The sequence below is a fragment of the Neobacillus citreus genome (assembly GCF_018343545.2).
In the GTDB taxonomy this organism is placed as follows: Bacteria; Bacillota; Bacilli; order Bacillales; family Cytobacillaceae; genus Neobacillus; species Neobacillus citreus.
Map to the genome: position 1 here is coordinate 107,212 of NZ_JAGYPE020000008.1, position 25,388 is coordinate 132,599.

The window sequence follows — 25,388 nt, forward strand, 5'->3', positions numbered from 1 at the left end:
CCTTTCTATTTATAAAGTAATTCAATTAGCAGCTTCTCCGCCCTATTAATTAGTTCATGCTGCTCACCTGAGGATAGGGGTGACAAATATTTTTTACCCAAGCGGTGCTCATACAAAACGGCCAAGGCTTCATCTACATGATCGAATTGTTCAATTGCACTAAAAAGCTCACCATAAAAATTGGCTTCTTTTTTTAATTGTTCCTTGTTCACCTGCAGCCTTTCGGAAAAAGATAGCTCCACAATCCAAACAAATGCTTCCTCCTCCTGTTCATCTTCCAACAAAAGATCTAGCAGATCCGTTTGCAAACTTCTTCTTTCCATGTCGTCTTCCAGAAGAATGTTTTTGATGGCTAGGGACAAGAATGTGCCTTTTTTATCCTTTCTCCAGGTATTTAGGCTTGACTGACATAATTGAAGAATATCATGAAAATTCTTCGCCGATGCTGCATCAATTTCAGCCTCTTCCCAGACAATATCTGCTGCTTCTACAAAGTCCAGTTTTGCCTCAAGTTCCGTAAGAGTGACATGATAAAATCCTTTTGCGTCTTTTTCCTTTTTATTTCTCCCTTGAATATTACCGGGATAGATAATCGGAGGATTTTCAGACAATACAGCGCGTTTATGGATATGGCCCAATGCCCAATAATCAAAGTCTTTATCAAGTAAATCCTTAACAGTAAACGGGGCATAGTTATCATGTTCGGAGGAAGAGCTTTCATTTCCATGAAGGATGCCAATGTGGAAATCTGTACCCACTGACTTCACATACTCATCTGTTCTTCTCTCAAACACATGCCGGGTTGGATAGCTGAATCCATAGAAGGATACTGTTTCACCTGACTTTGTCTGCAGTTCCATCCGTTCGACTTTGCTCCCAAACACATGGACATTGTCCGGCATGTCAAGGTGAACCCAGGAACCATTTAAATGGTCATGATTGCCGTGGATCACATAGACTGGAATTTCATGTTCTGCAAGCCTCTGCATTTCCGCTCTGAATCGAGATTGGGCCCGGAGACTGCGGTCCTCTCCGTCAAATAAATCACCTGCTATAATGACAAAATCAACCTGTCTTTCAATTGCTGTTTCAGTCAGCTTTTTTAAGGATGTAAAGGTGCTCTCTTTAACTCTTGAAAAAATAGCAGCGGGCAAATGCTTCAAACCGACCATTGGGCTGTCCATATGTAAATCGGCAGCATGAAGAAATGATAAATTTTTCATAAAGTTTCCTCTCAAACGTTCTTTTCTTTTATTTTATCACGGCTAATATACGAATGCACGTTCTTGTTATGATTAATAAAAAGCTTTACCATAAATGGTAAAGCTCAGACTGACTATTGGTTTTTTGTTAATTGCAAAGCTTTTTTAATATCTTTAAAGGAATTGGATTTGCCATACATCAAAACACCGCCGCGATAGACTCGTGCGCCAAAAATAGCTAATACGGCAATCGTTGCCACAAGGATGGCAATCCCCAAAACAGCCTCCCAAACCGGAATGGTCAGCATTCCAACACGGAGGAACATAATCATTGGCGTAAAGAACGGGATATAGGACGTGATGGTAATAAACGCAGCATCTGGCTTGCCAAGGCCAAACATGGCAATCATAAAACCGCCAACAACCAATAACGTCATCGGGGTAATCATCTGTTGGACATCCTCAATCCTGCTGACCAGCGAGCCTAAAAAGGCCGCTAGGGTGGCATAAAGAAAATAGCCAAGGATAAAGAAAATCACTGCATAGACGATGGTTGCCGCCGGGATATCGCCAAACCCATACACTCCGAAGAATCCGTCTTTGAGGGACTCCATATTTTTTGTAAGAGAAAAATAGCCGACAATCAAAAATACCGCCAATTGTGTCAGGCTCAACAGTCCAATCCCAAGAATCTTCGCAAACATCTGCTTGATTGGCGAGACACTTGAAATCAGGATTTCCATTACCCTGGATGATTTTTCCGTTGCCACCTCCATGGCAATCATATTGGCATACATGATGACAGCAAAATAGATGATAAATAAGAGGACATAGACAAGTCCGCGTGCTTGATTGAGTTCCTCTTCTGTTTTCGCATTTTTCTCAAGCGCTGTTTTTTCAAACGAAACCGGCTCATAAAGCTTTTGCAGCTGATCAGGTGCCAAATTAATTTTCGAAGCGGCGAGCATCGTTTTAACCTGCTGTAAGCCTGTCTGAAGATCCGTATACAACGCAGAATCAGCAATGCTCATTGCCTTATAGCCCGCTTCCGGAAGCCCTTCTTCGTTAAAACGCAATTCAAGCAATCCAGTAAACTTACCATTTTCGACCGCTTTTTCCGCTTCTTTTTCAGTGCCTTTATAAGATGTTAAGTTTATATCTTTATTGATTGTTTTCAATTGCTGCTTGAAAGGCTCGTAAAGCTTGCCTGTCTCATCCAGGACAGCAACATTCTCTTTACCGCCGTTTTTATCAAAAATCTCGATGATATTTTGAAAGTTTGTTAACCCCAGGACAATTACGATTGTCAAAAAGGTTGTAACAATAAAGGATTTGCTTTTCAATTTATTCAGGTAGGTATGTACTAAAATAATCCAAAAATTATTCATATGCATTACCTACTTTCTCGATAAAAATATCATTCAATGACGGCTCTTCAAGGGCAAATTTTCGCAGCAAGCCTTTCCCGGCAATTTCCTTGAGGATTCCTTCCGCGACCTGTTCCCCTTCAATCTGTAATTCCAGCCCCTCCATTGTCGGTTTCGTCTTTACCACACCAGGAAAGTCTTTGATCGACTCCAAGGAAAAATCCGCATGGATAATGAGGTTCTTTTTCCCATAGGCGCGCTTGATTTCCTTTAAGGAACCATGAACCACGGGACTTCCTTTTTGCAGAATACAGAGATGCTCGCACAGTTCCTCGACATGATGCATTTGATGGCTGGAAAAGACAATGGTTGTTCCGTTTTCCTTTAGCCCTAAAACTGCCTCTTTTAACTGCTCGACATTGACAGGGTCCAGTCCGCTAAACGGTTCATCCAATATTAACAGCCTCGGTTTATGGATCACAGCAGCAATGAATTGAATTTTCTGCTGATTTCCTTTCGAAAGCTCTTCAACTCTTTTATTTTCATATTCGGGTATTTTAAATTTTTCGAGCCAGCTTCTTAGCTCCCTTAAAGCCTCATTTTTAGGCATTCCTCTTAATCTAGCTAAATAAACAATCTGTTCCCGGACCTTTAGTTTTGGATACAGCCCTCTCTCTTCAGGGAGATAGCCCACCAAATGGCTGGTAGAATAATTGAGTGGTTGATCGTCCCAGGTTATGTTACCGGAACTTGCATCGAGTAAACCTAAAATCATTCGAAACGTTGTTGTTTTCCCAGCGCCATTTGCCCCCAAAAAACCAAACATTTCTTTTTCCGGAATCGTCAGAGATAAATCGCTGACAGCAGTAAATTCTCCGAAACGTTTGGTAACCCGTTCCAGTTTAAGTACCATTTTACCTACTCCTTTCCTCTTACAATACAAATATACCATATTATGGGTTTAATTTTCTCTTTGCACAATTTATAGAATTATGCAAAAATAATAGTAAGAATTTTTTTAAAAAGGGGTATGTGGAATGAAAACTTATAAATTAACGGCGTTTGAGGCAAATGGAGAAAAGATTTTAGACGAAGCCTTCCAAGCAGAAAACGATGATGCTGCAAAAGCGCAGGGGGAAAAACTATTATCAGAGAAAAATTTACTAGATAAAACGCACCGCTGCACATCTCCTGCAGGCAAACTGCTACTTTTCCATGCTTAAAAATCAGCAATAAGAGGCTGTCTTATGACAGCCTCTTGTTTTATTTTCCGATAAAATTTGGCTTTCTTTTTTCAATAAACGCCTTGATTCCCTCTTTGTGGTCTTCGGTTTCGCGCATTTTCTGCTGGCCGTATTTCTCTAGCTCCAGTATTTTTAAGAGCTGCGGGCGATTCTTTTCAGCCAATATCTTTTTCGTTTTGATCATCGCTTGAACAGGTCTTTGCAGCCAATCTGCCACTCTAGTATGTACAGCATCCTGCAGATCGCCTTCAGCTACTTCCTGAATAAGACCGATTGAATGCGCTTCCTCCGCACTCATCATTTTACCCTCCCAGATAACATGCTTGGCCTTGGTTTCTCCTAATCTTTTTTCCATGAAGAAATGGGCACCGCCATCCGGGATTAGCCCTATGCCGATAAAATTCATTGCCAGTTTGCTAGATTTTTCAGCAATTATATGATCGGTTGCTAACGCTAAACTAAACCCTAAGCCCGCTGCCGCACCGGTAATCGCGCTGATTGTTAATTTTGGCATGCTATATAAGGTGATCACCAGCTCACTGATACAGTCCATGAGCGGAAGAAATCCATTCTCGTCCATATCAGACAGCATTGTTTTAATATCTCCCCCGGCTGAAAACGCCTTTCCTTTTCCAGTTAAAATCAGGATATCCACATCATCCGATTCGCTGATTTCTTTCAGTTTGCTGACAAGGCCTTTTATCATATCCACGTCCATTGCGTTAAGCGCTTCCGGCCGATTCATTTCCAATGTGGCTACCCGGCCATCTACTTGTAAGTTCACCTTTTCTGTGACAAAATTTAAAGCCATTTCCAATCCCCCCAATAAACTTGTTCATCTTCATTATATAGAGAAATGAACAGAATAAAAACAAACTTTCGTAATAGATTGAATTTTCCACGGGCAAAAAGGACAAAGGGCTGGCCCCCCTTGCCCTCGTCTATTAACCTTTTTGACTTACTTCCTTTTGCACCTGGTCACGAAGAGCCATTTTCAAAAATTTCCCTACAGAGGTTTTTGGAACTTCTTCGATGAATAAAATATCGTCCGGAATCCACCATTTTGCAAATTGAGGCTGAAGAAATTCAAAGAGCTCTTCTTTAGTTGTTTTTCCTTTATAGGCATCCTTTAGCACAACGCAGGCGACTGGGCGTTCCAGCCACCTTTCATGGGGAACCGCCACAACGGCCGCTTCAAACACTGCTTCATGGGCCATTAAAGCATTTTCCAAATCAACAGATGAGATCCATTCCCCGCCGCTCTTAATCAGGTCCTTCGTTCTGTCGACTATTTTAACAAACCCTTCTTCGTCAATAGTAGCGACGTCCCCGGTGTGCAGCCAGCCATCGTGGAAAGCATCCTTCGTCCGTTCATCCTGATAATATTCGGAAGCAATCCATGGTCCTCTTAAGCATAATTCGCCCATTTCCGTGCCGTTCCATGCGACTTCACCGTTCTGGCCCAGTATTTTCATCTCTAGTCCAGGGACAAGAACTCCTTGTTTAGCTCTTAATTCCAATCTTTCCTCGTAATCGAGGTCCTGTTGATAGCTTTTTAATGAGGAGAATACAGCAAGCGGGCTTGTTTCAGTCATCCCATAGCCGTGCATAAAGGGAATATTGTATTTTTGTTCAAATGTTTTAATCATTCCTTTAGGCGCTGCAGAACCTCCGCACAGGATTCCTCTTAGGCTGCTTAGATCATAGCTACCTTCTTCAAGTTCTTTCAGCAGTCCCATCCAAATCGTTGGAACCCCTGCTGTTATGGTCACTTTTTCCTGCTGAATCAATTCAGCTAGCAGCTTTGGTGTAAAATTGGGTCCCGGAAGGACTAACGTTGTTCCAAACCAAACACCCGCAAACGGCATTCCCCAAGCATTTGCATGGAACATTGGGACAACTGCAAGGGCAACATCTTTTTCACTAAGCGCTAAAGTGTCAGCTAAACCTATCGCCATGCTATGCAGAAAAATTCCGCGGTGAGAGTATACGACTCCTTTTGGATTTCCAGTAGTCGCGGAAGTATAACACATCCCGGCTGGGTCGTTTTCATTAATTTGAGTGGTATATTGAAATTCTGGGTTTGCTTCGGCTAATAGTGTTTCGTAATGATATACAGGTGAGAGTGTGGTCTGAGGGACCTCTTTTTCGTCTGTCATGATAATAAAAGCTTTTACGGTTTTAAGTTCATCTTTACATTTTTCAATAAGCGGGAGGATGTCAGAATCGATTAGGAGTACTTTGTCTTCGGCATGGTTGATGATATAACTGATGTGCTGTGGTGAAAGACGGATGTTAATCGTGTGAAGGACAGCGCCCATACACGGTATGGCGAAGTATGCTTCAAGATGGCGGTGATGGTTCCAGGCCAATGTTCCCACCTTATCGCCTTTTTCAACGCCTAGCTTGGTCAAGGCATCGGAAAGCTTTCTAGTTCTTTGGCCAATTTCTTTGTAAGTAAGCCTTTGAATGCCGCTGGCGGTTCTTGAGACAACCTGCTTCTTTGGAAAGTACCTTTCAGCCCTTTCTAGCATTTGCGTCATTGTTAAAGGTGTTTGCATCATAGCTTATTCCCCCTTTTAGTAAATACGTTTTAACCCCATAGTATCCTATGAGGCGGTTCCTCTTAAATATTCGACATTGGGGAAAATAATCCTTTATTAAGAACACGCTACCAACAAAAAATCCCCTGCTTCATATTAAGCAGGAGATCCTTTTTCTGAAAATAACTCATCTAATATTTTGATCTTTTCTTCTGTGTATGCCTCAAATCCGTCATTATAGGATTTCGGGTCTTTCGGGTTGGCAAAGTGCGTAATTTTCCCAGTGACAGGGTCAATGAATTTGCTCGATGCCCCGCAGCCAAGTCCGATAATAGTCTGCTGCTCTTCCATAATCATGATATTATAGATACTTTCTTGATTTGGCAGGGAGTAGCCGACATTTTCCAGGTTGCCCAGGATGTTTTTCTGGCGGTATAGGTAGTAAGGGACATAGCCATGGTCAGCGGTCCAATCCTCGGCCAGATTCATCATTTTTTCAACCTCAGTCCGGTCTGCCACCTTATATTTTTCCTTATTCTTCGTCATTTCAGACGCGCGCTTGAAGGATAAAGTATGAACCGTCAGTGATTCTGGCATCAGTTTTTCGGTTTCCGTTAAGGAATGGGTAAATTCTGTCAGACCCTCACCGGGAAGGCCGATGATAAGGTCCATATTGATATTATTCATCCCCATTTCTCGAGCCAAGTGATATTTTTCTATCGTTTCCGTAACCGTATGATGCCGTCCGATTGCCTTCAATGTTTCCTGCGTATACGATTGTGGGTTAATGCTAATCCGGTCAATCTTCCACTTTTTCAAAACGTCAAGCTTCTCCGGGGTAATCGTATCTGGACGTCCCGCCTCCACAGTAATTTCCCGAATTTTAGTGACATCAGGAAACGAGTTGTACATCTCCTCGTAGAGCATGTCCATCTCTTCAGCGGTAATGCTTGTGGGTGTGCCGCCGCCATAGTAAACGGTTGTAATCCGCACCCCTTTTTCCTTCAGCCACTCGCCGATTTTCCTCATTTCATAATGAAGGCCGCCTAAGAAGGAATCAACAGATCCCTGCCGCCCGTTAATAGCATAAGCCGGGAACGTGCAATAGGCGCATTTGGTCGGGCAGAACGGAATGCCAATATAAATGCTCACTTCCCGCTCGAGCGAGTAAAGGTCTGGAACAACCGTCAACTGCCGGTCAATGATGTGCTGCATCAGTGCAATTTTTTCATCAGTAATTAAATACTCATCCTTTAATTGCCGATGGGCCACTTCAGCTGGAATGCCTTCCTGCAGTTTTTTGTGAAGCAGCTTAGTCGGTCTAACACCCGTTAAAATTCCCCATTTTTGCGTAATGCCGGTCAAGTCCTGGAGAACCGTTAAATAAACGTGGGAAACGGCATTTTTAATCTGCTTAAACCGTTCTTTTTCAGAATCGGCTTCCTTAAAATCCCGCTGATATTCAGCAGATAGGACTTTTCCGTTCCCATCCGTTAATTCAGCAGAAACACCGATTTTTTCCTCAACCTGTAAATGAAATAAAATCTGTATATCAGCATCATCCGTCTGAGATGTCAAAATCTGTGACTCTTCAAAAAATAAATTCGCAATTAGCGTCAATGGCCGATTGAATCTTTCATCCTCTAAGCCTAGTATCGAAATTCGCAAGCTTTATCACCTTTCAAAAATAAACTTCTTTAAGTGTACAAAATCACAAAAATAAGGTCAATATAGTGGAAATCATTGGAGCATATAAATGAAAACTCGCCGATTGGCGAGTCCGCCAGGACGAAGACAGAGGCGTAGTTGAATTTATGCGTTAAGAAAGTATAAAGCTTTCGACAGAAAGTTTATACTTTCTTATTAGCAAAAAAGATATCAGAGACCGACCCTGATATCTTTTTTCAAGATTAATTTTTGATAATCTTCATTTTTCTTAAAAATTCGATTGGCTGCTGCTTTCTGAAGTGTTCCTTCACCATATAAGCAACGCCATGTTCGTTTTCCGACCTTGTTACCCAGTCCGATGCTTTCTTCACCTCAAAAGGAGCATTCCACATCGAAACACCTAGACCAGCCGCTTCAATTAACGGGATGTCATCAAGGCTGTCACCGATATAGACCATCTCTTTTAACTGGAAACCGAGCTGGCTGCCAAGAAACGCTAACCCATTAAGTTTGGAAACTCCTGCCGGAACAAGATCGAGCCGCAATGAATCAAGTTTAATCGGAGTGATTTCCGTAAACATTTTTTCAATGGCGGTTTTGGCATCCTCTAAATCGCGTTTATTTTCGAAATAGACTTCAATCTTCGTAGGAGTTGCCGGCTGATCATGCAAATATTCGCTGAGGGATTCGACAAATTGCTGTGAATAAACAAAAGGGTCGCCTGTGGTGAAAACCGTTTTTGCTAATAATTGCTGATGCAGTTTATATTTATTGGCAATCGAAAAATTCTCGTGAACTAAACGGATTTGACACGGCAGCGCCTCGAGCAGACGAATAGTATCATAGGTAATTTCCTCATTAATCCGCTTCACGTATACCGGCTTATTTTCCTCCCGCGCAATGAATGCCCCCTGATGGGTGACGAGCGGTGATGATATCTTTAAGGCTTTCGCTGCCTTCTTGGCTGAGTGAAAGCTCCGTGATGTAACGAGTGTGACATAAATCCCCTTTTGCTGAACATATTCTACGGCTTCCTTTGTCGATTTATGGATTTTTCCATTGCTTTGTAAGAGTGTGCCATCAATATTTAACGCAAGTAAGCGATAAATCATTATGCTGCCCCCTGTTCTTGGTGAAATTCCCTTTATATCACTTTTATGATTTTTCACCAATTTATAGAACAGTGCTTGTAAAAGTGTAGGCTTGGCAGCTTCTTAAAAAATTAAATTTGTCCGTATAAATCAGCCAATGGCTTTAGGACGATCTGGTTTAACTCCCCGATCACATTATTCATTCGCTGTTCCACCTGCATAAGATGGGCGATTTTCGGATTTTGCTGAACAACTCCGACGGTTGCTTGGGCCTGCTGAATTTCCTGCTCGGAAATGTTTTGTCCCATCATTTGTTTTTGCTGCAAATTCATTTGGATGTGGCGAAATTGATCAAACAACTGCTTCGCTGCCGGGTCGGCATTTACCTCTTGATAAGCTTGCTGTAGTTGTTTAAATTCATCACTTTGACGGATCGCATTTTCTAAAGCATAGGCGGAATCATATAAATTTACTGCCATTTGCGGGCTCACTCCTTTTTGGTTAACAATACTTCCCAACTATATCAAACTATTCAAGGGAATGCGAGAATGTTCAAATCACCATCCCTATTGGTTTTACATAGGATACTACATCAGCGGATGCCTATTTAATAAAGAATGAGGAGTGATTATGTCCCGTTCATTAACAAGCATAACAATTTTACCAGAGAAATCCGAAGCAACGAATTCTCATTTGATTAAAATGTCCCGCAGGCTGTATCACGACCTGCAAATGGAGAATCACCGCGAATTACAAATCATGGTCGGCACAAAAACAATTCGTGCCAATATCCAAATCATCGATACCCTTCCCCGGGAACTGCATGTGCCGGAGGAAGTCTTTACCTATTTTTGCTTGCCTGTCCGAAAGGTTAACCTACAAGCAAAATACTTTTCTGAGTCCAACACACTTAAGCTTGGTCCGGTCATCGGATTGCTGACAGATTTTTCACCGAAGGATGGTGAAGAACCTAATTTCCGTTCCATTCATAAGTTTTGTGAGGATCTCCATCAGGTGGTGTCAGAAAATGGCGGTTTTCTTTATGTGTTTTCTTTTAAACATTTTTTACAGCACGGCTATTATTTTGAAAACGGAAGCTGGATAGGAACAAGCCCACCTGCCCCTGATGTTATTTACAATCGAATCCATTCTCGAATACTAGAAAACAAACAAGAATTTGTTGAATTTCGAAAGATTCTTGAACAACTGGCCATTCCCATCTTCAATGATCGCTTTCATTCAAAATGGGAAGTATACGACCAGTTGAAAAATGAACATCATTTGTCATCCTACATTCCCGAGACAGCCTTGCTCTCAAGGGATACTTTACATTCCTTCCTGCAAACCTATGAAACCATTTTTATAAAACCGATTCATGGCAGCCAGGGAAAAAATATTATTAAACTGGAAAAAATTGCGGAAGACCAATTTACCCTCCAAACTTCAGGCCAATCCCAGGCAGATGCATTACCAGCCCTAGCAGCACATGAAATCTATCAAGAAATAAAATTACTGCTGCAAAACCGAATTTGTATTGTTCAGGAGGGTATTTCTTTTATTGACTATCAATCATCTGCCATGGACTTCAGGGTATTAGTCCATCGAAATTATGAAAAAAAGTGGGAAATTACCTCGATTGTTGCAAGAATCGGGGCTGAACAAGAATTTGTCTCCAATGTTTCCAGGGGCGGCCATACGATAAAACCGGTAACTGCCTTACGTTCCAAAATGTCCCAAAAAACCGCTTTGCAAACATTGAAGCTAATAAAAGAGCTGTCGTTGGAAACCGCCGAAAAGGTCAGTGCGCTGTCTTCCGGAATTACCGGCGAACTGGGGATTGATGTCGGCGTTGATGAAAAGGGGAAACCCTGGCTGATTGAAGTAAACTCAAAACCATCGAAGGTATTTGAAGATGATTCAGGGAAAATCAGACCGTCTGCAAAAGCCATCATTCGCTTTTGCACAAGCCTGGCCTTTGAAACCCTGAATGAAAAGGAGGTTTAATTCACTTGATTACATTTGGCATTATGTCCTTAAACCTAGAAACAGAGGCCCCCTATATAACGGAAATGGCCGAACATGCAAAAGACTTAGGAATTGAAGCTTTTCGCTTCGTTCCAACCAATATCAATCCAAATACACTTCAGGTTCAAGGGAAAAAATTTGACGCTGAACAAAAGAATTGGGTCAATGCCGAATTCCCCATCCCCCGCATCCTCTATGACCGTTGCTTCTACGGAGAGGATGACCAATCGAAACAATGCCTTCCAATAGTATCGTGGCTAAAAAGCAGGAAGGATATTAACTTTTTAGGATATGGTCTGCCTAATAAACTAGACCTCTATCAGGCGCTGAAAGACACGAAGCTATCTGCCTATCTGCCGCCGACAAAGCAGGTAATCGATACGGTTGGAATTTTAAAAGAATTAAACAGTGGAAAAAAGATTGTCATAAAACCCATTAACGGTTCACAGGGTTATGGCATTTATTCCTTGAAGAAAAATGACAAATCGATTCATGTTAAAACAGAAAAACAAAAACAGATTATATCAAGGATCTTTCCAAACGAAGGAAAATTTTCGCATTGGCTTAAGAGCTTGCTCGCGCGGCATCAATATCTTATGCAGCCTTATCTTGAATTAACCAACAGTGAATTGCAGCCCTTTGACATCCGGATTCTCCTGCAAAAAAATGAGCATGGCAATTGGGGAGAAATTGGGCGCGGAGTGCGAATCGGTACCAGCGGCGGGATTTTATCGAATTTAAGTGCAGGCGGGATGGCAACAGCGTTCTCAGAATGGTCAGCTTCCCTGCCTGCAGCGAGAAGGGAATTTATTCAGCAGGAATTAACCAGCATTCTTACAGAATTACCACACCTTCTTGAAAGAAGCTTCCTGCCGCTCTTTGAAATCGGTGTCGATATTGGCATCGCCAAAAACGGCTCGATCTGGATTTTAGATATGAATTCAAAGCCCGGCAGGAAGGTTATTTTGCAAACCCGGCCCAATCTTAAAGAAAAGCTGTACTGTGCACCGCTGCTTTACGCAAAATACCTGTCGGAATCGAAAGACCAAGAAAGGAAGAACATCTATGAGAAAACGTTATCTCATTGAGGTCGTCCAAAATGATCAATTGATTGTTTTTTGCCCTCCTTCCCTCCTTCAAGAAAATGGGCCTAAGCGAATTGCTTTTGGTTCAAATTCAATGGCAGTGGAATTTCTGCCCCATCCTGACCGAAAAGATCGGATTGTGATGAGCAGGGTCATACAAAAAGAACTCCAATTTCCGGAATTTAAGCTGCCGCTCCATGTTTTTTTAGATAATCAAACCCTGTACATCGGTCCTCTTGTTGGCATTTTTACGGCTGGATTTACACTGCTTCCTGATCAGCTCCTCGGCGAGAGAACACAGTTCTTTTCCAAGCTTTTATCCGTAAATAAAAACGTCGGAGCCCTCGCTTTTGTGTTCGGAGAGCAGCATATTGATTGGGAACAGGGCACGATTGAGGGTTATTTTTTCCACGATGGAGATTGGGAACAGCGGGAGGTCCCTTTCCCTAACGTCATTTATGATCGTCTGCCAAACCGAAGGAGTGAAGGAATTCCCAAATTAGTTAAAGTAAAAAAACGGCTTCAACAGGAATATTTAATCCCTTGGTATAATCCCGGCTTTTTCAACAAGTTAGATATTTACGAACGGCTTCTCCAAGATCATTCGGTTGATAAATACCTTCCTGAGACCCATCCTTTTACCTCTTTTTCCTTGATTGAGAGGATGCTTTCTAAATACGGGCATGTGTATATAAAGCCGAAAAACGGCAGTCTTGGCTTTGGCATTCATCAAATTATTTTTGATAAAAACACAAACGACTATTACTGCCGTTATCAAGATGACGACGGGGCAAACAGGTTACAAAAATTCCACAGCCTGGAGAAATTGTTTGAGCGGGTATTCGCGAAGCAATCGCTTGAAAAAATGGTTGTCCAACAGGGGATTCATTTAGTTCGCAACGAGCAGCGGCCCGTTGATTTTCGCATCCATACGAACAAGGACGAAACAGGCTGCTGGCATGTTTCCGCGCTTGCAGCAAAAATAGCCGGGCCGGGAAGCCCGACCACTCATAAGAGGAGCGGCGGAGAAATTAAAACGATTAGCGAAATCTTTCCTGCTGAAGATGCCGGCATGTTCGAAGAGAAGCTTTCCAATGCTGCCCTTTCCTTAAGTCATGCATTAGACCGAAATGTCGAAGGAATTATCGGCGAAATTGGCTTTGATTTGGGCATTGACCGGAACGGCGATGTCTGGCTGTTCGAGGCAAATTCCAAACCCGGCCGTTCGATTTTCAGCCATCCGGAATTAAAAGAATTTGATTTATTGACACGTAAATTGTCCCTCGCCTTCGCCGTTTTTCTCACCGAGCAAGCCTTACTGCATCCCGAGGAACTTTATCAATGATCGACAAACAAGCAGGGCCGGTGATTGGCATCATGACCGCGCTTAAATCCGATGGAACAGTCGCTGGAAACGGGGAACTTTTTATCAAACTGCAAAAAAAGCTTATTTCGCTTAATGGAATAAGCTTTATTTTTACCCTTGAAGGGGCAGGAGCGGAATATATTGAAGGATTCAGCTATTCACCCGATGAAAATCGCTGGATAAAGAACTCTTTCCCCTATCCAGATTTGGTGTATAACCGAATTCCCTTCAGAAAAACAGAACAGACCGAAGAATGTAAAAGCTTCTTTCAGCTTTTAAAGGATAAAGGAATTCCCTATTTCAACCCAGGTTTTATAGATAAATACGAGCTTTATCAACTAATGGAAAACCATCCTGTCCTCCAAGATTACGTACCGAAGACGATTCTCCTTCAAGAAAAAAAAGACCTGGAATTGTTATTGAAAGCAAATTCTAGTGTTTATCTAAAGCCGGCAGCCTCATCAAAGGGAAAGGGCGTTTTTCGCATCAGGCATTTATCCTCGCCATACATCCAATTTGAGTCAAGAAAAAGAAGCATTTGCTACCCATCTTTTGAAGATTTTTGGCAGGATTGGAGCGAATTGCTCTTATCGAAAACCTATTTGGCACAGATTGATATCAATTCTGCTGAATATGAGGGTTTTCGCTATGATTTTCGGATTATTGCCCACGCCGAAAAAGGGGATTATTCACTAACCGGCGTCGGCATCCGGCAATCCCAGGAACAAGGAGTCACCACCCATATTCCAGCGGGGGGAAGACTTCTTCCCTACTCTTTATTGCAAACGAACGAACATGATCAGTTTTTTCAAATGATTATCCCTCACATTGGGAAAGCATTATCGGAACAGCTTGGCTTTTTCGGGGAATTTTCCATTGATGCCGGCATGAGCAAAAGTGGAAAATATTATATTTATGAGGTGAATTCAAAACCAATGCGGTTTGATGAATCACAAATTGAAGAGAAAAAAATTGACCAGCTATGCCGTATTTTCCTCCACTTAACAAGCTCCTGCCCATAAAAAATTTTATTTGCATAATATTCAAAACAAGGTAAGCTATAAGTAATACAAGGTGTTAGAGGAGGACAATAAGGTGATCATGCATTTTCAATATAAGCCGCTTTTTGAAAATACCAATATTCCCGGCTGGAATATTTCCTTCTATTTTAAAAAACAGAGATATACAGGAGTTTATCACCAAACAGGAAACCTTGAATGGACCTCAAATCCTCCTGCCGAAGAAGATTTGAAGGCATTGACGAGCCAGATTCACGAGCTAATGCTTTACCATGTATATGAATAATCGACTATTCCCTGCATGAAACTCCATCCTTTCTGTACAAACTAAAAACGAATTAGAAGGAAAGGATGGTTGAACGTGACTAAAAAAAATGAACAGCCTATCACTGAAGGGTCTGCATATGAAGGCAGAGACATGGCTTACATGGATATTGACAGAATGATTAATGAAGGAATGTCCGGAGGGTCTGTCCACGCCCGTTATGATTCAACAAATATTGAAGAAGCGCGCGATCTAATAGAAGAATCACCGCCAAATGAAAATACATGATAACATTTGCCGAGCCAGTTTAGAGGGTTCGGCAATTTTTCTGTGGAAACAAATTGAAACTGGTATAATAGGCTCTAAGAAATCTAATGGGGAAATGAACGATGCTTAGAAAATTACTTACTGTATATGAAAATTCACTGCTGTTTTCCGAAAGGCCAGATGTGCCATCTGAACAGCTTTATCTGTTTTACGACCAGTCCTCCGATGAATGGCTGGGTATTCCCAAAAAAGAAATTAGTGAAAAAGAGCTCCACCTTCTAAAGACTTTGTATGAACTGGTGGAGCAGTCTTCAGCCGTGTCGTCTAGAGTAAACACCTGGTATGAGTTTTTATTTTTAAATGGGGTTCTCCCTTCAGAGAAGCAGGACACGTCATTTCGCTTTATCCAATTTCATTTAAATGGCGATGATACAGATCAAAAGGAAATGGAAACTGCGTTAAAAGGCTTCTTTTCGGATGAGGCTGTGTTTCTTTGGGAAAGTCACTCCAAAGGTGTGGTTATAGAGGAACAAAAACAAATTTCTCTTTCCGAAGAAGAATTGTTGGCCATTTCAGAAACATTGGAAAGCGATTTTTATGAAAGTGTCACTTTTTTCATCGGAAAAGTTCATCCTTTTTCTAAGCAGTTAAAGGACTTCTTCCAAGAGGAAAGAGAATTATTCCAGTTTGCTCTAGTGAAAGTGCACAATTCAAAGATTTTTTCTTTTGAAAGAATTTTTCCGGCTTACCTTTCTGCCCGCTTACCTGCTGAAATAAAAAATATGGTTCCCGAAGCGGTTTTTTCGCTTTTTGGTGATGATCCGGAAATGTTTTCAACGATAAAAGTATTTCTTGAAACCAATTTAAATGCCAGTCTTACAGCTAAAAAGTTATATATTCACCGAAACACACTGCAATATCGGATTGATAAATTCGTGGATAAAACAGGAATAGTATTAAAGGATTTTAACGGTGCGTTTATCGTGTTTTTAGCATGCCTGCTATTTGAACAAGAGGGATAATGTCAATCTGCCCAAAAAAGCGTTTTCAATATTTGTGCAGCCTGACCATATCGATTAAAGCGCTTTCCTTGTAAACTTAAAGTACAAACAACCACAAGGAGGCTGTGAACATGGCTGAATTAAAATTAGACCATATTTATAAAATTTACGACAACAAGGTAACGGCAGTTAAAGATTTCAATTTACACATTGATGATAAGGAATTTATCGTATTTGTCGGCCCATCCGGATGCGGAAAATCAACGACACTTAGAATGATTGCCGGTCTTGAAGAAATCTCAAAAGGGGATTTTCTCATTGATGGCAAACGCGTAAACGACGTAGCACCAAAAGACCGCGATATTGCAATGGTTTTCCAAAACTATGCGCTTTATCCGCATATGACCGTTTATGATAATATGGCATTCGGTTTAAAGCTTCGCAAATTTCCTAAAGATGAAATCGACCGCCGTGTGAAAGAAGCAGCTAAAATCCTTGGCCTTGAAGCTTATTTAACTCGTAAGCCGAAGGCGTTATCAGGTGGTCAGCGCCAGCGTGTTGCATTAGGCCGTGCGATCGTTCGTGATGCAAAGGTATTCCTAATGGACGAGCCATTATCAAACCTTGATGCCAAGCTTCGTGTGCAAATGCGCGCTGAAATCGCCAAGCTTCACCGCCGCTTAAATACAACAACTATTTATGTAACACACGACCAAACTGAGGCCATGACAATGGCAACCCGATTAGTCGTTATGAAGGATGGCATCATCCAGCAGGTTGGTTCACCAAAAGAAGTTTATGAAAAGCCTGAAAATGTCTTTGTTGGCGGCTTTATCGGATCACCAGCGATGAACTTCTTCAACGGAAAATTAGAAGACGGCAAATTTATCATTGGTAAAACCTCCATTGCTGTTCCGGAAGGAAAAATGAAATTCCTTCGCGAACAAGGCTATGTCGGCAAATCGCTGATCCTTGGTGTCCGCCCTGAAGATATTCATGACGAGCCATTGTTTATTGAAGCTTCCACAGGTACAAAGATTGCTGCCCATATTGATGTTGCCGAATTAACTGGTGCAGAATTAATGATTTACTCCAGCATCGAAGGCCAAGATTATGTGGCCCGCCTTGATTCTCGCAGCGATGTAAGACCTGGCGATAAATTAGAATTGGCATTTGATTTAAACAAGGCCCACTTCTTCGATACGGAAACAGAGCTACGTATCCGCCCACAAAGCGAAAAATAAAATATGATTCTTTAGGGTCCTGACCACTCTGCAATACCGCAGAATGAGGTCAGGACCTTTTGATTATTCTTTAATAAAGATAACATCATCTTTATGGCAGGCATGGCAGCGATAAAGATGCGGACACTTATGATCAGAATAGGTATCTGCGTAACCATCCTCCATTTTCATCAAGTCAATTTCCATATAGGGGCTGTAATCATCGTAGTAATCTTGAAGTCTGCCGCTTTCCAACATTGGCTCTCCGCAATTGGCACATAATAAGTATACTTCCCTCAAGCCGTTACATACCGGGCATACGTTCATCTAATTCACCCTTTAATTTGTTTTCTTTAGTTTGCGTCACTTTGTCCCCCCTATGATATAGAATAAATTTCCACTTAAAATTTTCGAATAAGCTTTTTAGATTTAGTCATAATAAGATTACAAGCAACACCCCACCAGGAAAAACAAACATCACTTACAACGATGGATGAAGCCAGACAGGGTTACAACCGGTGCAACTCCGGTTCATCCAACCAAAACAATTATCATGGGTTAGGCCTAGGAGGCTATGGTAATAATCCCATTATGGTTCAACTCCATACTAACCCCAAAACTAAAAAGAGGAGTGTTAACTAACTATGGCTAACAACAACAACTCTAACCAACTTTTAGTACCAGGAGTACAACAAGCACTTGATTCAATGAAGTATGAAATTGCTCAAGAATTTGGCGTAAATCTTGGAGCAGACACAACTTCTCGCGCTAACGGATCTGTTGGAGGAGAAATCACTAAGCGTCTTGTCGCTATGGCTGAATCTCAACTTGGCGGTTTCCAACGCTAATTAAGTAAACCTTATTGATAAAAGTTCATAATATGGCTAAGAGCCCCCTCCTTTGGAGGGGGCTTTCCTTTGTTTACACCATTTTTTCTGGCTTAATCCACTCATCGAATTGCTCAGCGGTCAGATACCCCGTTTTGATTGCCGCTTCCTTCAGGGTGCTATTTTCTTTAAAGGCAAGTTTGGCGATTGCAGCTGCTTTTTCATAGCCGATATAAGGGTTTAAGGCGGTAACCAACATTAACGAACGTCCCACATGCTCTTTAATAGCTTCTTCATTTGCTTCAATGCCAACTGCACAGTTGACATTAAAGGAACGAATGCTGTCGGTTAAAAGCCTGATTGATTGGATTAAATTATAAATAATCACCGGTTTAAATACATTTAATTCGAAATTGCCCTGGCTTGCGGCAAAGCCAATGCATGCATCATTCCCAAAGATTTGGCAGGCAACCATCGTCAATGCTTCACTTTGTGTTGGATTCACTTTCCCTGGCATAATTGAGCTTCCAGGCTCATTGGCCGGTATCGTCAGTTCGCCGATGCCGCTGCGCGGGCCGCTTGCAAGCCATCTGACATCATTGGCAATTTTCATTAAATCGGCCGCCAAAGCTTTTAAAGCCCCATGGACATAAACGATTTCATCATGGCTTGTCAGAGCGTGGAATTTATTTTCTGATGTTTGAAACGGGAAACCAGTCAGCTTGTGGAGCTCTTCAGCGACTTTTGCGCCAAACTCCGGACTAGCGTTGATTCCCGTACCGACTGCAGTTCCGCCGATCGCTAATTGAAGCAGGTGCTGGCATGCCTCTGTAATCATTCGCTCATTATTCTCGAGCATATACCTCCAGCCGCTGATTTCCTGCCCCAAAGTAAGCGGTGTTGCATCCTGCAGATGGGTTCTGCCGATTTTTACGATATTTACGAAGGCTTTTTCCTTTTCTATCAGCGTATTTTTTAATTCCTGTATTGCCGGAATAAGATTTTCGGTAATTTTTATAAAGGCAGCAATATGCATTGCCGTCGGAAAAGTATCGTTTGAGCTTTGCGACATATTAACATCATCATTTGGATGAATCTTTTCGGTGCTATTTTGACTTTTTAACCATTCATTAGCGCGATTGGCAATGACTTCATTGACGTTCATATTGGACTGTGTACCGCTTCCTGTCTGCCATACCGCCAATGGAAAATGTTCATCATGTTGTCCTGCTAAGATGTCTTCAGACACCTTTTTGATGGCGTTCATTTTATCCTCACTCAATTTACCGAGCTGATGATTAACAATCGCAGCCGCCTGCTTAATGTAAACCAAACCATAAACGAGCTCGAGCGGCATTTTTTCCATCCCGATTTTAAAATTCTCTTTACTCCGCTGCGTCTGTGCTCCCCAAAATTTATCCTCAGGAACACGGACTTCCCCCAAGGTATCGTGTTCAATTCTGAATTTTACCATCATTTTTCCACCTCACTATTTATCATCCTTTCATATGTATTCCCAAACTAATCTGTTTTATAAATAAAAAAAACTGCGGAACATTGTCCGCAGCCTTAATGTCTGCTAATAAGTGTATAGCCAATGTAATACGTAAGAACTAAAAAACTGCCAATGGTTAGAACAACTGTGTAATCTGACATTGATTTGCCACCCCATTTTTTATTTGAATTAAAACTACAATATCACGGGGTGAAAGGATGACAAGTGATTAAAATTACACTTTTAACGCAAAGAAATGAATTTTTTATGAACTTTTTCAATTAACCTGCCATGTCTGTGCTTCCAAGCTGAAGCTCATACATTTGATAATATTTTCCCTTAAGCGCCATTAATTCATCATGAGTCCCGCGTTCGACGATGGTGCCGCGGTCTAGGACGAGAATTTGGTCCGCATTTCGAATCGTCGACAGACGGTGGGCGATGATAAAGGTTGTTCTTCCCTTCTTCAAGACATCCATCGCCTCTTGGATCAGCGCTTCCGTTTCAGTATCAATGCTGGAGGTGGCTTCATCCAAAATGAGAATAGCCGGATTATAAGCAAGGGCGCGGGCAAAAGAAATCAACTGGCGCTGACCGCTTGATAAAGTGCTGCCTTTTTCAATAACCGGTTCGTCATAACCGTTTTCTAGGTTTTTAAAAACTTTTTCCGCACCAACATCTCGTAATGCTTTTTCGACTTTTTCACTTGTAATGGACGGATCATTTAGACTCACATTGGAGGCGATTGTTCCTGTAAATAAGTACGGGTCCTGCAGGACAATCCCCATATGCTGACGGATTGTTTGCCGCGGGAAGCATTCGATATCTTTTCCGTCAATCAAGATTTTTCCTTTCTGAAAGTCGTAATATCGAAAAAGAAGATTCATGATGGAGCTTTTCCCGGAACCGGTATGGCCAACAAGCGCCACCGTTTCCCCAGACTTTGCCTCAAATTGAATATTCTTTAGAACATATTCACCGTCTTTGTAACCAAAAGAAACATTTTCGAATGTGACATTGCCTTTAATCCGTGAAATTCGTTCCTGACTGACATTTTCCCCCGGCTCATCCATCAGCGTAAATACCCTCTCACCAGCAACAAGCGCTGTCTCCAGATTGGCCAATTGGTTGACAATGCCTTGGACGGGCTGAAACAGCCGATTGATGTAATCGACAAAAGCGTACAGCATTCCTAAAGAAATGACAGCTGAAGGTGAAAGTGCCTGGCCTCCAAAATACCAGATAAATGCCACAAACACGAGATTTCTTAAAATCCCCACCAGGTTGTGACCTGTTAAGGCATTCAGGTTTAACAGTTTATTTTGATAGGTAAAATGGCCACGGTTCAGATTCTCAAAATCCTTCATCGTTTCCTTTTCACGGTTGAAGGCCTGGATAATATTCATCCCCTGAATCGATTCATTAACCATCGCATTGATTTCACTGTTCCGCGAACGAATCACCCGATTATATCTGGAAGCATACTTCCTGTAAATCAAAATCCAAATATACAAAATGGGCAAGAGCAGTAAACAAATTGCCGCCAGCTTTGCATTTAAAATAAACAATGCTGAGTAAATGCCAGTAATATAAATGGCGCTTGTAAAAAAGGCTGCCAATACGGTTACATAAAGCTCACGAATCGCCTCGGTGTCATTTGTGATTCTGGCAACGACCTTGCCTGCCGGAAGGTTGTCAAAATAGCGGACTGGAAGTCTTTGAATATGATGAAACACATCCTCACGCATTTTTTGAATAATTCGGTTGGCTGATTTTTTCAAAAGGAAGTGCTCGCCGTATTGAAAAACGGCCGAAACCACCAAGAGTCCAAAATACACTGCCAGCAGTTTAAAGATCCCCGGAATTTCTGGCTGATAGAACGCTAAAAGTTCTGGCCCTTTGATAATTTTTGCAGGGTATTCTGCTTGCTTTTTCCCGTTTGTGATCATTAGTTTGCTGCCTTTGAGACTTCTTTTCCCATCAAATTCAAGGTCATTTTCGATAAACACAAACTTTGTTCCTACCTGAAGGATCCGTACTTTTTCTCCTTTTTCCTCGCCGTTTGTAAAATACTTTTCCCGTTTATAAAACGTTCCGTTATGGCTAACGGCTTTATCGTCTTTTGCTCCTGTTTCATACCAAACCGACTCAATCCCTAAAATATGCTGATCAATGATGTTCTTTGCGATAAATGGTCCGGCCAAATCCGTAACGACCGAGATGGTCAGCATGAACAGGGCCGCGATAATGATTTTTTTATAAATTAAAGCGTAATTAATTAAGCGTCTGCCAACCTTCATGCCGACACCTCCTCTTCGATTTTGGCTTCGACCTGCTGGCGCAAGAATTGCTCTTTATACCAGCCGTCCCGCTCCAGCAGCTGTTCATGGGTTCCTTCCTCAATAATGGCCCCTTCATCAAGGACAATGATATGGTCGGCATGCTGGACTGCAGACATTCTGTGCGTAGTGATAATCGTTGTTTTCCCGTTTCTTACTGTTCGGATATTGTCGATGATTTTCTTCTCCGTTTTCGCATCTACTGCAGATAAGGAATCATCGAGAATCAGTATTTCCGGATTTTTAATGAGCGCACGGGCAATCGAAATCCGCTGCTTTTGCCCGCCCGATAACGCGACTCCCTTTTCCCCAACCAGTGTCTCGAGACCTTCCGGGAGCATTTGCAGGTCCTTGCGAAAAGCCGCTAGGTCAATGGCGGTCTCTAGGTCGTCCTCAGATGCATCCTTACTGCCGAACAGAATATTTTCCTTTACACTTCTTGAAAAAAGTACATGGTCCTGCGGGACATAGCCAATCCATTGGCGCACTTGTTCTAGTGTTTGGTCCTCAATGGAGGCCCCGCCGATTGAAAGTCCGCCTGTTCCAAGTGGATATTGCCTCAACAATTGCTTGATAAAAGTGGTTTTTCCGCTGCCAGTCTTACCGACAACCCCAAGGGTCTGACCTTGAAGCAGCTTGACGGTGACATTTTGCAGATTATCCGTTTTCGAAGATGGGTAACGAAACGTTACTTTTTCGAAATTGATTGGATTTGCTTTGGTTATCTTTATTGGCTGGGATGGGTTTTGGACCTCTTCCTGATAGCTGAGTGTTTCATGGACCCGGTCGAGCGAGGCATTCCCCCGCTGCATTACGTTGATCAGTTCGCCGACCGCAAACATCGGCCAAATCATCATCCCCAGGTACACATTAAAGGAAACGAGGTCTCCCAAGGTGATAGCCTGATGAAAAACGAGCGTGGCTCCGTAACCAATGCCAATTAAATAGCTGAGGCCGACCAGTATTTTTATGGTCGGATCAAATAACGAATCGATTCTGGCGACGTTTATATTTTTTTGATAAACATCTTCGGTCAATTCGTGAAACCGCTCGCGCTCCGCATTTTCCTGGACATAGGCACGGATGACTCTTACTCCGGCAATCGATTCAAGAACGCGGTCATTTAATTCGCCGAAGGCATCCTGTGCTTCGGTAAAGCGAGTGTGGATCTTTTTGCCGTAAATTTGCATCAGGATGGCCATGATTGGCAGCGGCAGAATCGCCGCCAAGGTCAGCTTCCAGCTGATGAAAAAGCCCATCGTAAACAGAATCGTCAGCATCCAGACACTCGAATCGACAAGCGTTAAAATCCCGAATCCGGCTGTAATGGAAATAGCTTTTAAATCGTTGGTGGCCCGAGCCATTAAATCCCCGGTACGATTCTTTTCAAAAAAGGCCGGCGTCATTTTTAAAAGATGGCCCATAAATCTTGAGCGCAGCTTTCTTTCGATTAAAAAAGCACCGCCGAACAATTGATATTGCCATATATAAGTGATGGCGTAGGATGAAACCATAATGATGGTGAGATAGACAAGATACATGAAGATTTTTCGGTTTGTCATCGCCCCTGAATGAATATCATCAATCGCCAAGCCAATTAATTTGGGCGGTATGACATCTAATAACCCCACGAATATAAGTAAAGTGACCGCTACTAGGTAGCGCTTCCAATTTTCTTTAAAAAACCAGCTTAATTTCTTTAATACGGAAAACATGCTGTTATTCCCCCTATTTCGGTTTAATCTATCCGCTTTCTAGATCTCCTATTTTGTGTGCGAGCCTTACATTGAGTCTTTTCAGCATGCTAATTCCTCCTTTTTTTATAAAAAAAGAGACATACTGCCGCAACTGTGCAGTATGCCTCTTATTTAAATAAAAAACACACGCCGCGCATCACAAAGTAACGCAGCCCTGTGTTTGTAAATACAAAAGTGAAGTGTAGATTACAAGGAAATCCCTTTAGGGGTGGCTGCGTTTACATATTCAGTTGATTGATTAGTTAAGTGGTTTAAGATAATCATTTTGCAGCCCTCCATTTCCTTTTTTTTCTTACTTTGTAAGATTAACACCATATTTTTTAATTGTCAATTCCCATTTTTCAGAATTATCACAGCTCTATTTTGTCGACAAATATTAACAAAGTTTTCAAATATTCGAAATTAACTTTCTGCAATTTGAAGTAGAATGGGAAATGGGATATTAATTATTTGAAAGGATGTGGACTATGCCTACACCCAAAAAATCACGCCGTGAAACAGAGGAGTTACTTATGTTACGGGCCTTAAACCCGCGGATAAACCTTTCCGACAAAGACGGTAGAAAGTACTACACTCTTGAAAAAGGCTATCAAGGAGAAGTGATGTTTGATGCAATTACCCAAGAATTGAAGAATAACTGCATTGTATTAAATGGCTTACTCTTTAAATTGAAAGAAAAGCATTTTCAAATCGATACGGTGATTATTTTTCAAAAAACGATTTACCTGATTGATGTTAAAAATTTTGAAGGAGATTATATTTATAAGTCTGATCCCGACCGTTTTTGTAAAAATGATACCGAAATTGACGACCCTATCCTTCAATTGTTGAAGGCCGAGTCCAAGCTGCGGCAACTTCTCGAAGAGTACAGATTTAATCTGCCGGTTGAATCCTACGTAGTTCATATTAGCCCCACATTTACCCTATACAATGCTCCTCAAAACAATCATGTTATTCTCCCAACACAAATCAATCGCTTCATAAGAAAATTAGAAAATATCCCATCGAACCTGAATGGCGGCCATGAGAGGCTGGCAGACCTGCTAATTTCTCTGGATCAAGGTGATTATCCAAATCCCCCAAAGCCGACTTATAGTTATGATGGGCTGAAAAAGGGTCCTTATTGTTCAAAGTGTAACTCATTTTCGGTTTCTGTTGGGGAGAGGAAAATGGTTTGTAATACTTGCGGGTGTGAGGAGCGGATGGAGTCTGTGGTGCTGCGGTGTGTGTGGGAGTTGGTGTTGCTTTTTCCGGAGAGGCGGATTACGGTGAATTTGGTTTATGAGTGGTGTGGGGATAGAGTGTCGAAAAAGCTGATTCATCGAGTTCTTGTTGAAAATTATAAAGCTTGTGGAAAGAAAAAGTATACCTATTATGTTTGAAGTGTTTTTATCGGAGCAGTTCCAATGTGGTTTCGGTGTTAGCCACTCACGCTTGGGCGTTATAAAGCTTTCATAACTACCAAGGCATGCTTCACCCATCACGCCCGGGTGTTATGAAGCTTTTATAACTACCGAAGTACCTTTTCCATTCTCGCCCGGTCGTTATAAGGGCTTCATAACTACCGAAGCTTTACTTTCCATCCTCGCCCGGGCGTTATAAAG

Annotated in this window: 23 protein-coding genes; 11 read left to right on the top strand and 12 right to left on the bottom strand. The window is 41.8% G+C overall.

Features of this window, described 5'->3' with window-relative positions:
* Positions 1–5: 5 nt before the first annotated feature.
* The 3 genes from KHB02_RS07020 to KHB02_RS07030 all read right to left on the bottom strand — a co-directional run bounded on the left by KHB02_RS07020 (position 6) and on the right by KHB02_RS07030 (position 3,482).
* Positions 6–1,223 carry a metallophosphoesterase family protein gene (locus tag KHB02_RS07020; protein ID WP_213141075.1) on the bottom strand — a complete coding sequence of 406 codons (1,218 nt, stop codon included), beginning with the start codon at positions 1,221–1,223 and terminating at the stop codon, positions 6–8.
* 113 nt (positions 1,224–1,336) lie between these two features.
* Positions 1,337–2,590, bottom strand: coding sequence for an ABC transporter permease (locus tag KHB02_RS07025; RefSeq protein ID WP_213141076.1), 1,254 nt, complete (start codon positions 2,588–2,590; stop codon positions 1,337–1,339).
* Entirely contained in the window at positions 2,583–3,482 is a 900-nt protein-coding gene (locus tag KHB02_RS07030; RefSeq protein ID WP_213141077.1) for an ABC transporter ATP-binding protein, read from the bottom strand. The genes KHB02_RS07025 and KHB02_RS07030 overlap by 8 nt, the downstream gene beginning before the upstream one ends.
* A gap of 124 nt (positions 3,483–3,606) precedes the next feature.
* On the opposite strand from KHB02_RS07030, the gene KHB02_RS07035 reads away from it, so the two are divergent.
* The gene (locus tag KHB02_RS07035; RefSeq protein ID WP_213141078.1) at positions 3,607–3,792 is read left to right on the top strand and encodes a YhzD family protein; all 186 of its coding nucleotides are present in this window, start codon (positions 3,607–3,609) and stop codon (positions 3,790–3,792) included.
* A gap of 40 nt (positions 3,793–3,832) precedes the next feature.
* On the opposite strand, the gene KHB02_RS07040 is transcribed toward KHB02_RS07035, so the two are convergent.
* The 5 genes from KHB02_RS07040 to KHB02_RS07060 form a co-directional block, all read right to left on the bottom strand.
* Positions 3,833–4,624: an enoyl-CoA hydratase gene (locus tag KHB02_RS07040; RefSeq protein ID WP_213141079.1), complete on the bottom strand. Its 792-nt coding sequence runs from the start codon at positions 4,622–4,624 to the stop codon at positions 3,833–3,835.
* A gap of 133 nt (positions 4,625–4,757) precedes the next feature.
* A complete protein-coding gene (locus KHB02_RS07045) occupies positions 4,758–6,377 on the bottom strand; it encodes a long-chain fatty acid--CoA ligase (protein WP_213141080.1) in 1,620 nt (539 codons plus the stop codon).
* A 135-nt stretch (positions 6,378–6,512) separates the two neighbouring features.
* Positions 6,513–8,024, bottom strand: coding sequence for a coproporphyrinogen III oxidase (locus KHB02_RS07050; protein ID WP_213141081.1), 1,512 nt, complete (start codon positions 8,022–8,024; stop codon positions 6,513–6,515).
* Between the two features lie 242 nt (positions 8,025–8,266).
* A complete protein-coding gene (locus tag KHB02_RS07055) occupies positions 8,267–9,136 on the bottom strand; it encodes a Cof-type HAD-IIB family hydrolase (protein WP_213141082.1) in 870 nt (289 codons plus the stop codon).
* 110 nt (positions 9,137–9,246) lie between these two features.
* Positions 9,247–9,594 carry a YlbF/YmcA family competence regulator gene (locus KHB02_RS07060; RefSeq protein WP_213141083.1) on the bottom strand — a complete coding sequence of 116 codons (348 nt, stop codon included), beginning with the start codon at positions 9,592–9,594 and terminating at the stop codon, positions 9,247–9,249.
* Positions 9,595–9,745: 151 nt separating this feature from the next.
* Here KHB02_RS07060 and KHB02_RS07065 point away from each other — a divergent pair, with 151 nt between their 5' ends.
* The 8 genes from KHB02_RS07065 to KHB02_RS07100 all read left to right on the top strand — a co-directional run bounded on the left by KHB02_RS07065 (position 9,746) and on the right by KHB02_RS07100 (position 17,387).
* On the top strand, positions 9,746–11,119 hold the full coding sequence (locus KHB02_RS07065) for a YheC/YheD family endospore coat-associated protein (RefSeq protein WP_213141084.1): 1,374 nt from the start codon (positions 9,746–9,748) through the stop codon (positions 11,117–11,119).
* Between the two features lie 5 nt (positions 11,120–11,124).
* On the top strand, positions 11,125–12,228 hold the full coding sequence (locus KHB02_RS07070) for a YheC/YheD family endospore coat-associated protein (RefSeq protein ID WP_213141085.1): 1,104 nt from the start codon (positions 11,125–11,127) through the stop codon (positions 12,226–12,228).
* On the top strand, positions 12,206–13,570 hold the full coding sequence (locus KHB02_RS07075) for a YheC/YheD family endospore coat-associated protein (protein ID WP_213141086.1): 1,365 nt from the start codon (positions 12,206–12,208) through the stop codon (positions 13,568–13,570). The genes KHB02_RS07070 and KHB02_RS07075 overlap by 23 nt, the downstream gene beginning before the upstream one ends.
* A complete protein-coding gene (locus KHB02_RS07080; RefSeq protein ID WP_213141087.1) occupies positions 13,567–14,613 on the top strand; it encodes a YheC/YheD family endospore coat-associated protein in 1,047 nt (348 codons plus the stop codon). The genes KHB02_RS07075 and KHB02_RS07080 overlap by 4 nt, the downstream gene beginning before the upstream one ends.
* Positions 14,614–14,686: 73 nt before the next feature.
* Positions 14,687–14,896, top strand: coding sequence for a YheE family protein (locus KHB02_RS07085; protein ID WP_213141088.1), 210 nt, complete (start codon positions 14,687–14,689; stop codon positions 14,894–14,896).
* Positions 14,897–14,971: 75 nt separating this feature from the next.
* Positions 14,972–15,163, top strand: coding sequence for a hypothetical protein (locus KHB02_RS07090; RefSeq protein ID WP_213141342.1), 192 nt, complete (start codon positions 14,972–14,974; stop codon positions 15,161–15,163).
* Positions 15,164–15,264: 101 nt separating this feature from the next.
* The gene (locus tag KHB02_RS07095) at positions 15,265–16,164 is read left to right on the top strand and encodes a PucR family transcriptional regulator (protein ID WP_213141089.1); all 900 of its coding nucleotides are present in this window, start codon (positions 15,265–15,267) and stop codon (positions 16,162–16,164) included.
* Positions 16,165–16,274: 110 nt separating this feature from the next.
* Entirely contained in the window at positions 16,275–17,387 is a 1,113-nt protein-coding gene (locus tag KHB02_RS07100; RefSeq protein ID WP_213141090.1) for an ABC transporter ATP-binding protein, read from the top strand.
* A gap of 63 nt (positions 17,388–17,450) precedes the next feature.
* Here the strand turns inward: KHB02_RS07100 and KHB02_RS07105 are convergent, their stop codons facing one another.
* The gene (locus KHB02_RS07105) at positions 17,451–17,693 is read right to left on the bottom strand and encodes a hypothetical protein (protein ID WP_213141091.1); all 243 of its coding nucleotides are present in this window, start codon (positions 17,691–17,693) and stop codon (positions 17,451–17,453) included.
* A gap of 317 nt (positions 17,694–18,010) precedes the next feature.
* On the opposite strand from KHB02_RS07105, the gene KHB02_RS07110 reads away from it, so the two are divergent.
* Entirely contained in the window at positions 18,011–18,214 is a 204-nt protein-coding gene (locus KHB02_RS07110) for an alpha/beta-type small acid-soluble spore protein (RefSeq protein WP_213116711.1), read from the top strand.
* 73 nt (positions 18,215–18,287) lie between these two features.
* Here KHB02_RS07110 and fumC read toward each other — a convergent pair whose 3' ends face one another.
* The 3 genes from fumC to KHB02_RS07125 all read right to left on the bottom strand — a co-directional run bounded on the left by fumC (position 18,288) and on the right by KHB02_RS07125 (position 23,742).
* On the bottom strand, positions 18,288–19,667 hold the full coding sequence (gene fumC, locus KHB02_RS07115; protein ID WP_213141330.1) for a class II fumarate hydratase: 1,380 nt from the start codon (positions 19,665–19,667) through the stop codon (positions 18,288–18,290).
* 302 nt (positions 19,668–19,969) lie between these two features.
* Complete coding sequence (locus KHB02_RS07120; RefSeq protein ID WP_213141092.1) at positions 19,970–21,988, bottom strand: ABC transporter ATP-binding protein; 2,019 nt, start codon at positions 21,986–21,988, stop codon at positions 19,970–19,972.
* Positions 21,985–23,742, bottom strand: a complete 1,758-nt coding sequence (locus KHB02_RS07125; RefSeq protein WP_213141093.1) for an ABC transporter ATP-binding protein — start codon at positions 23,740–23,742, stop codon at positions 21,985–21,987. The genes KHB02_RS07120 and KHB02_RS07125 overlap by 4 nt, the downstream gene beginning before the upstream one ends.
* A gap of 509 nt (positions 23,743–24,251) precedes the next feature.
* Between KHB02_RS07125 and KHB02_RS07130 the strand changes: the two genes are divergently transcribed.
* A complete protein-coding gene (locus KHB02_RS07130; protein WP_213141094.1) occupies positions 24,252–25,166 on the top strand; it encodes a nuclease-related domain-containing protein in 915 nt (304 codons plus the stop codon).
* Positions 25,167–25,388 lie beyond the last annotated feature (222 nt).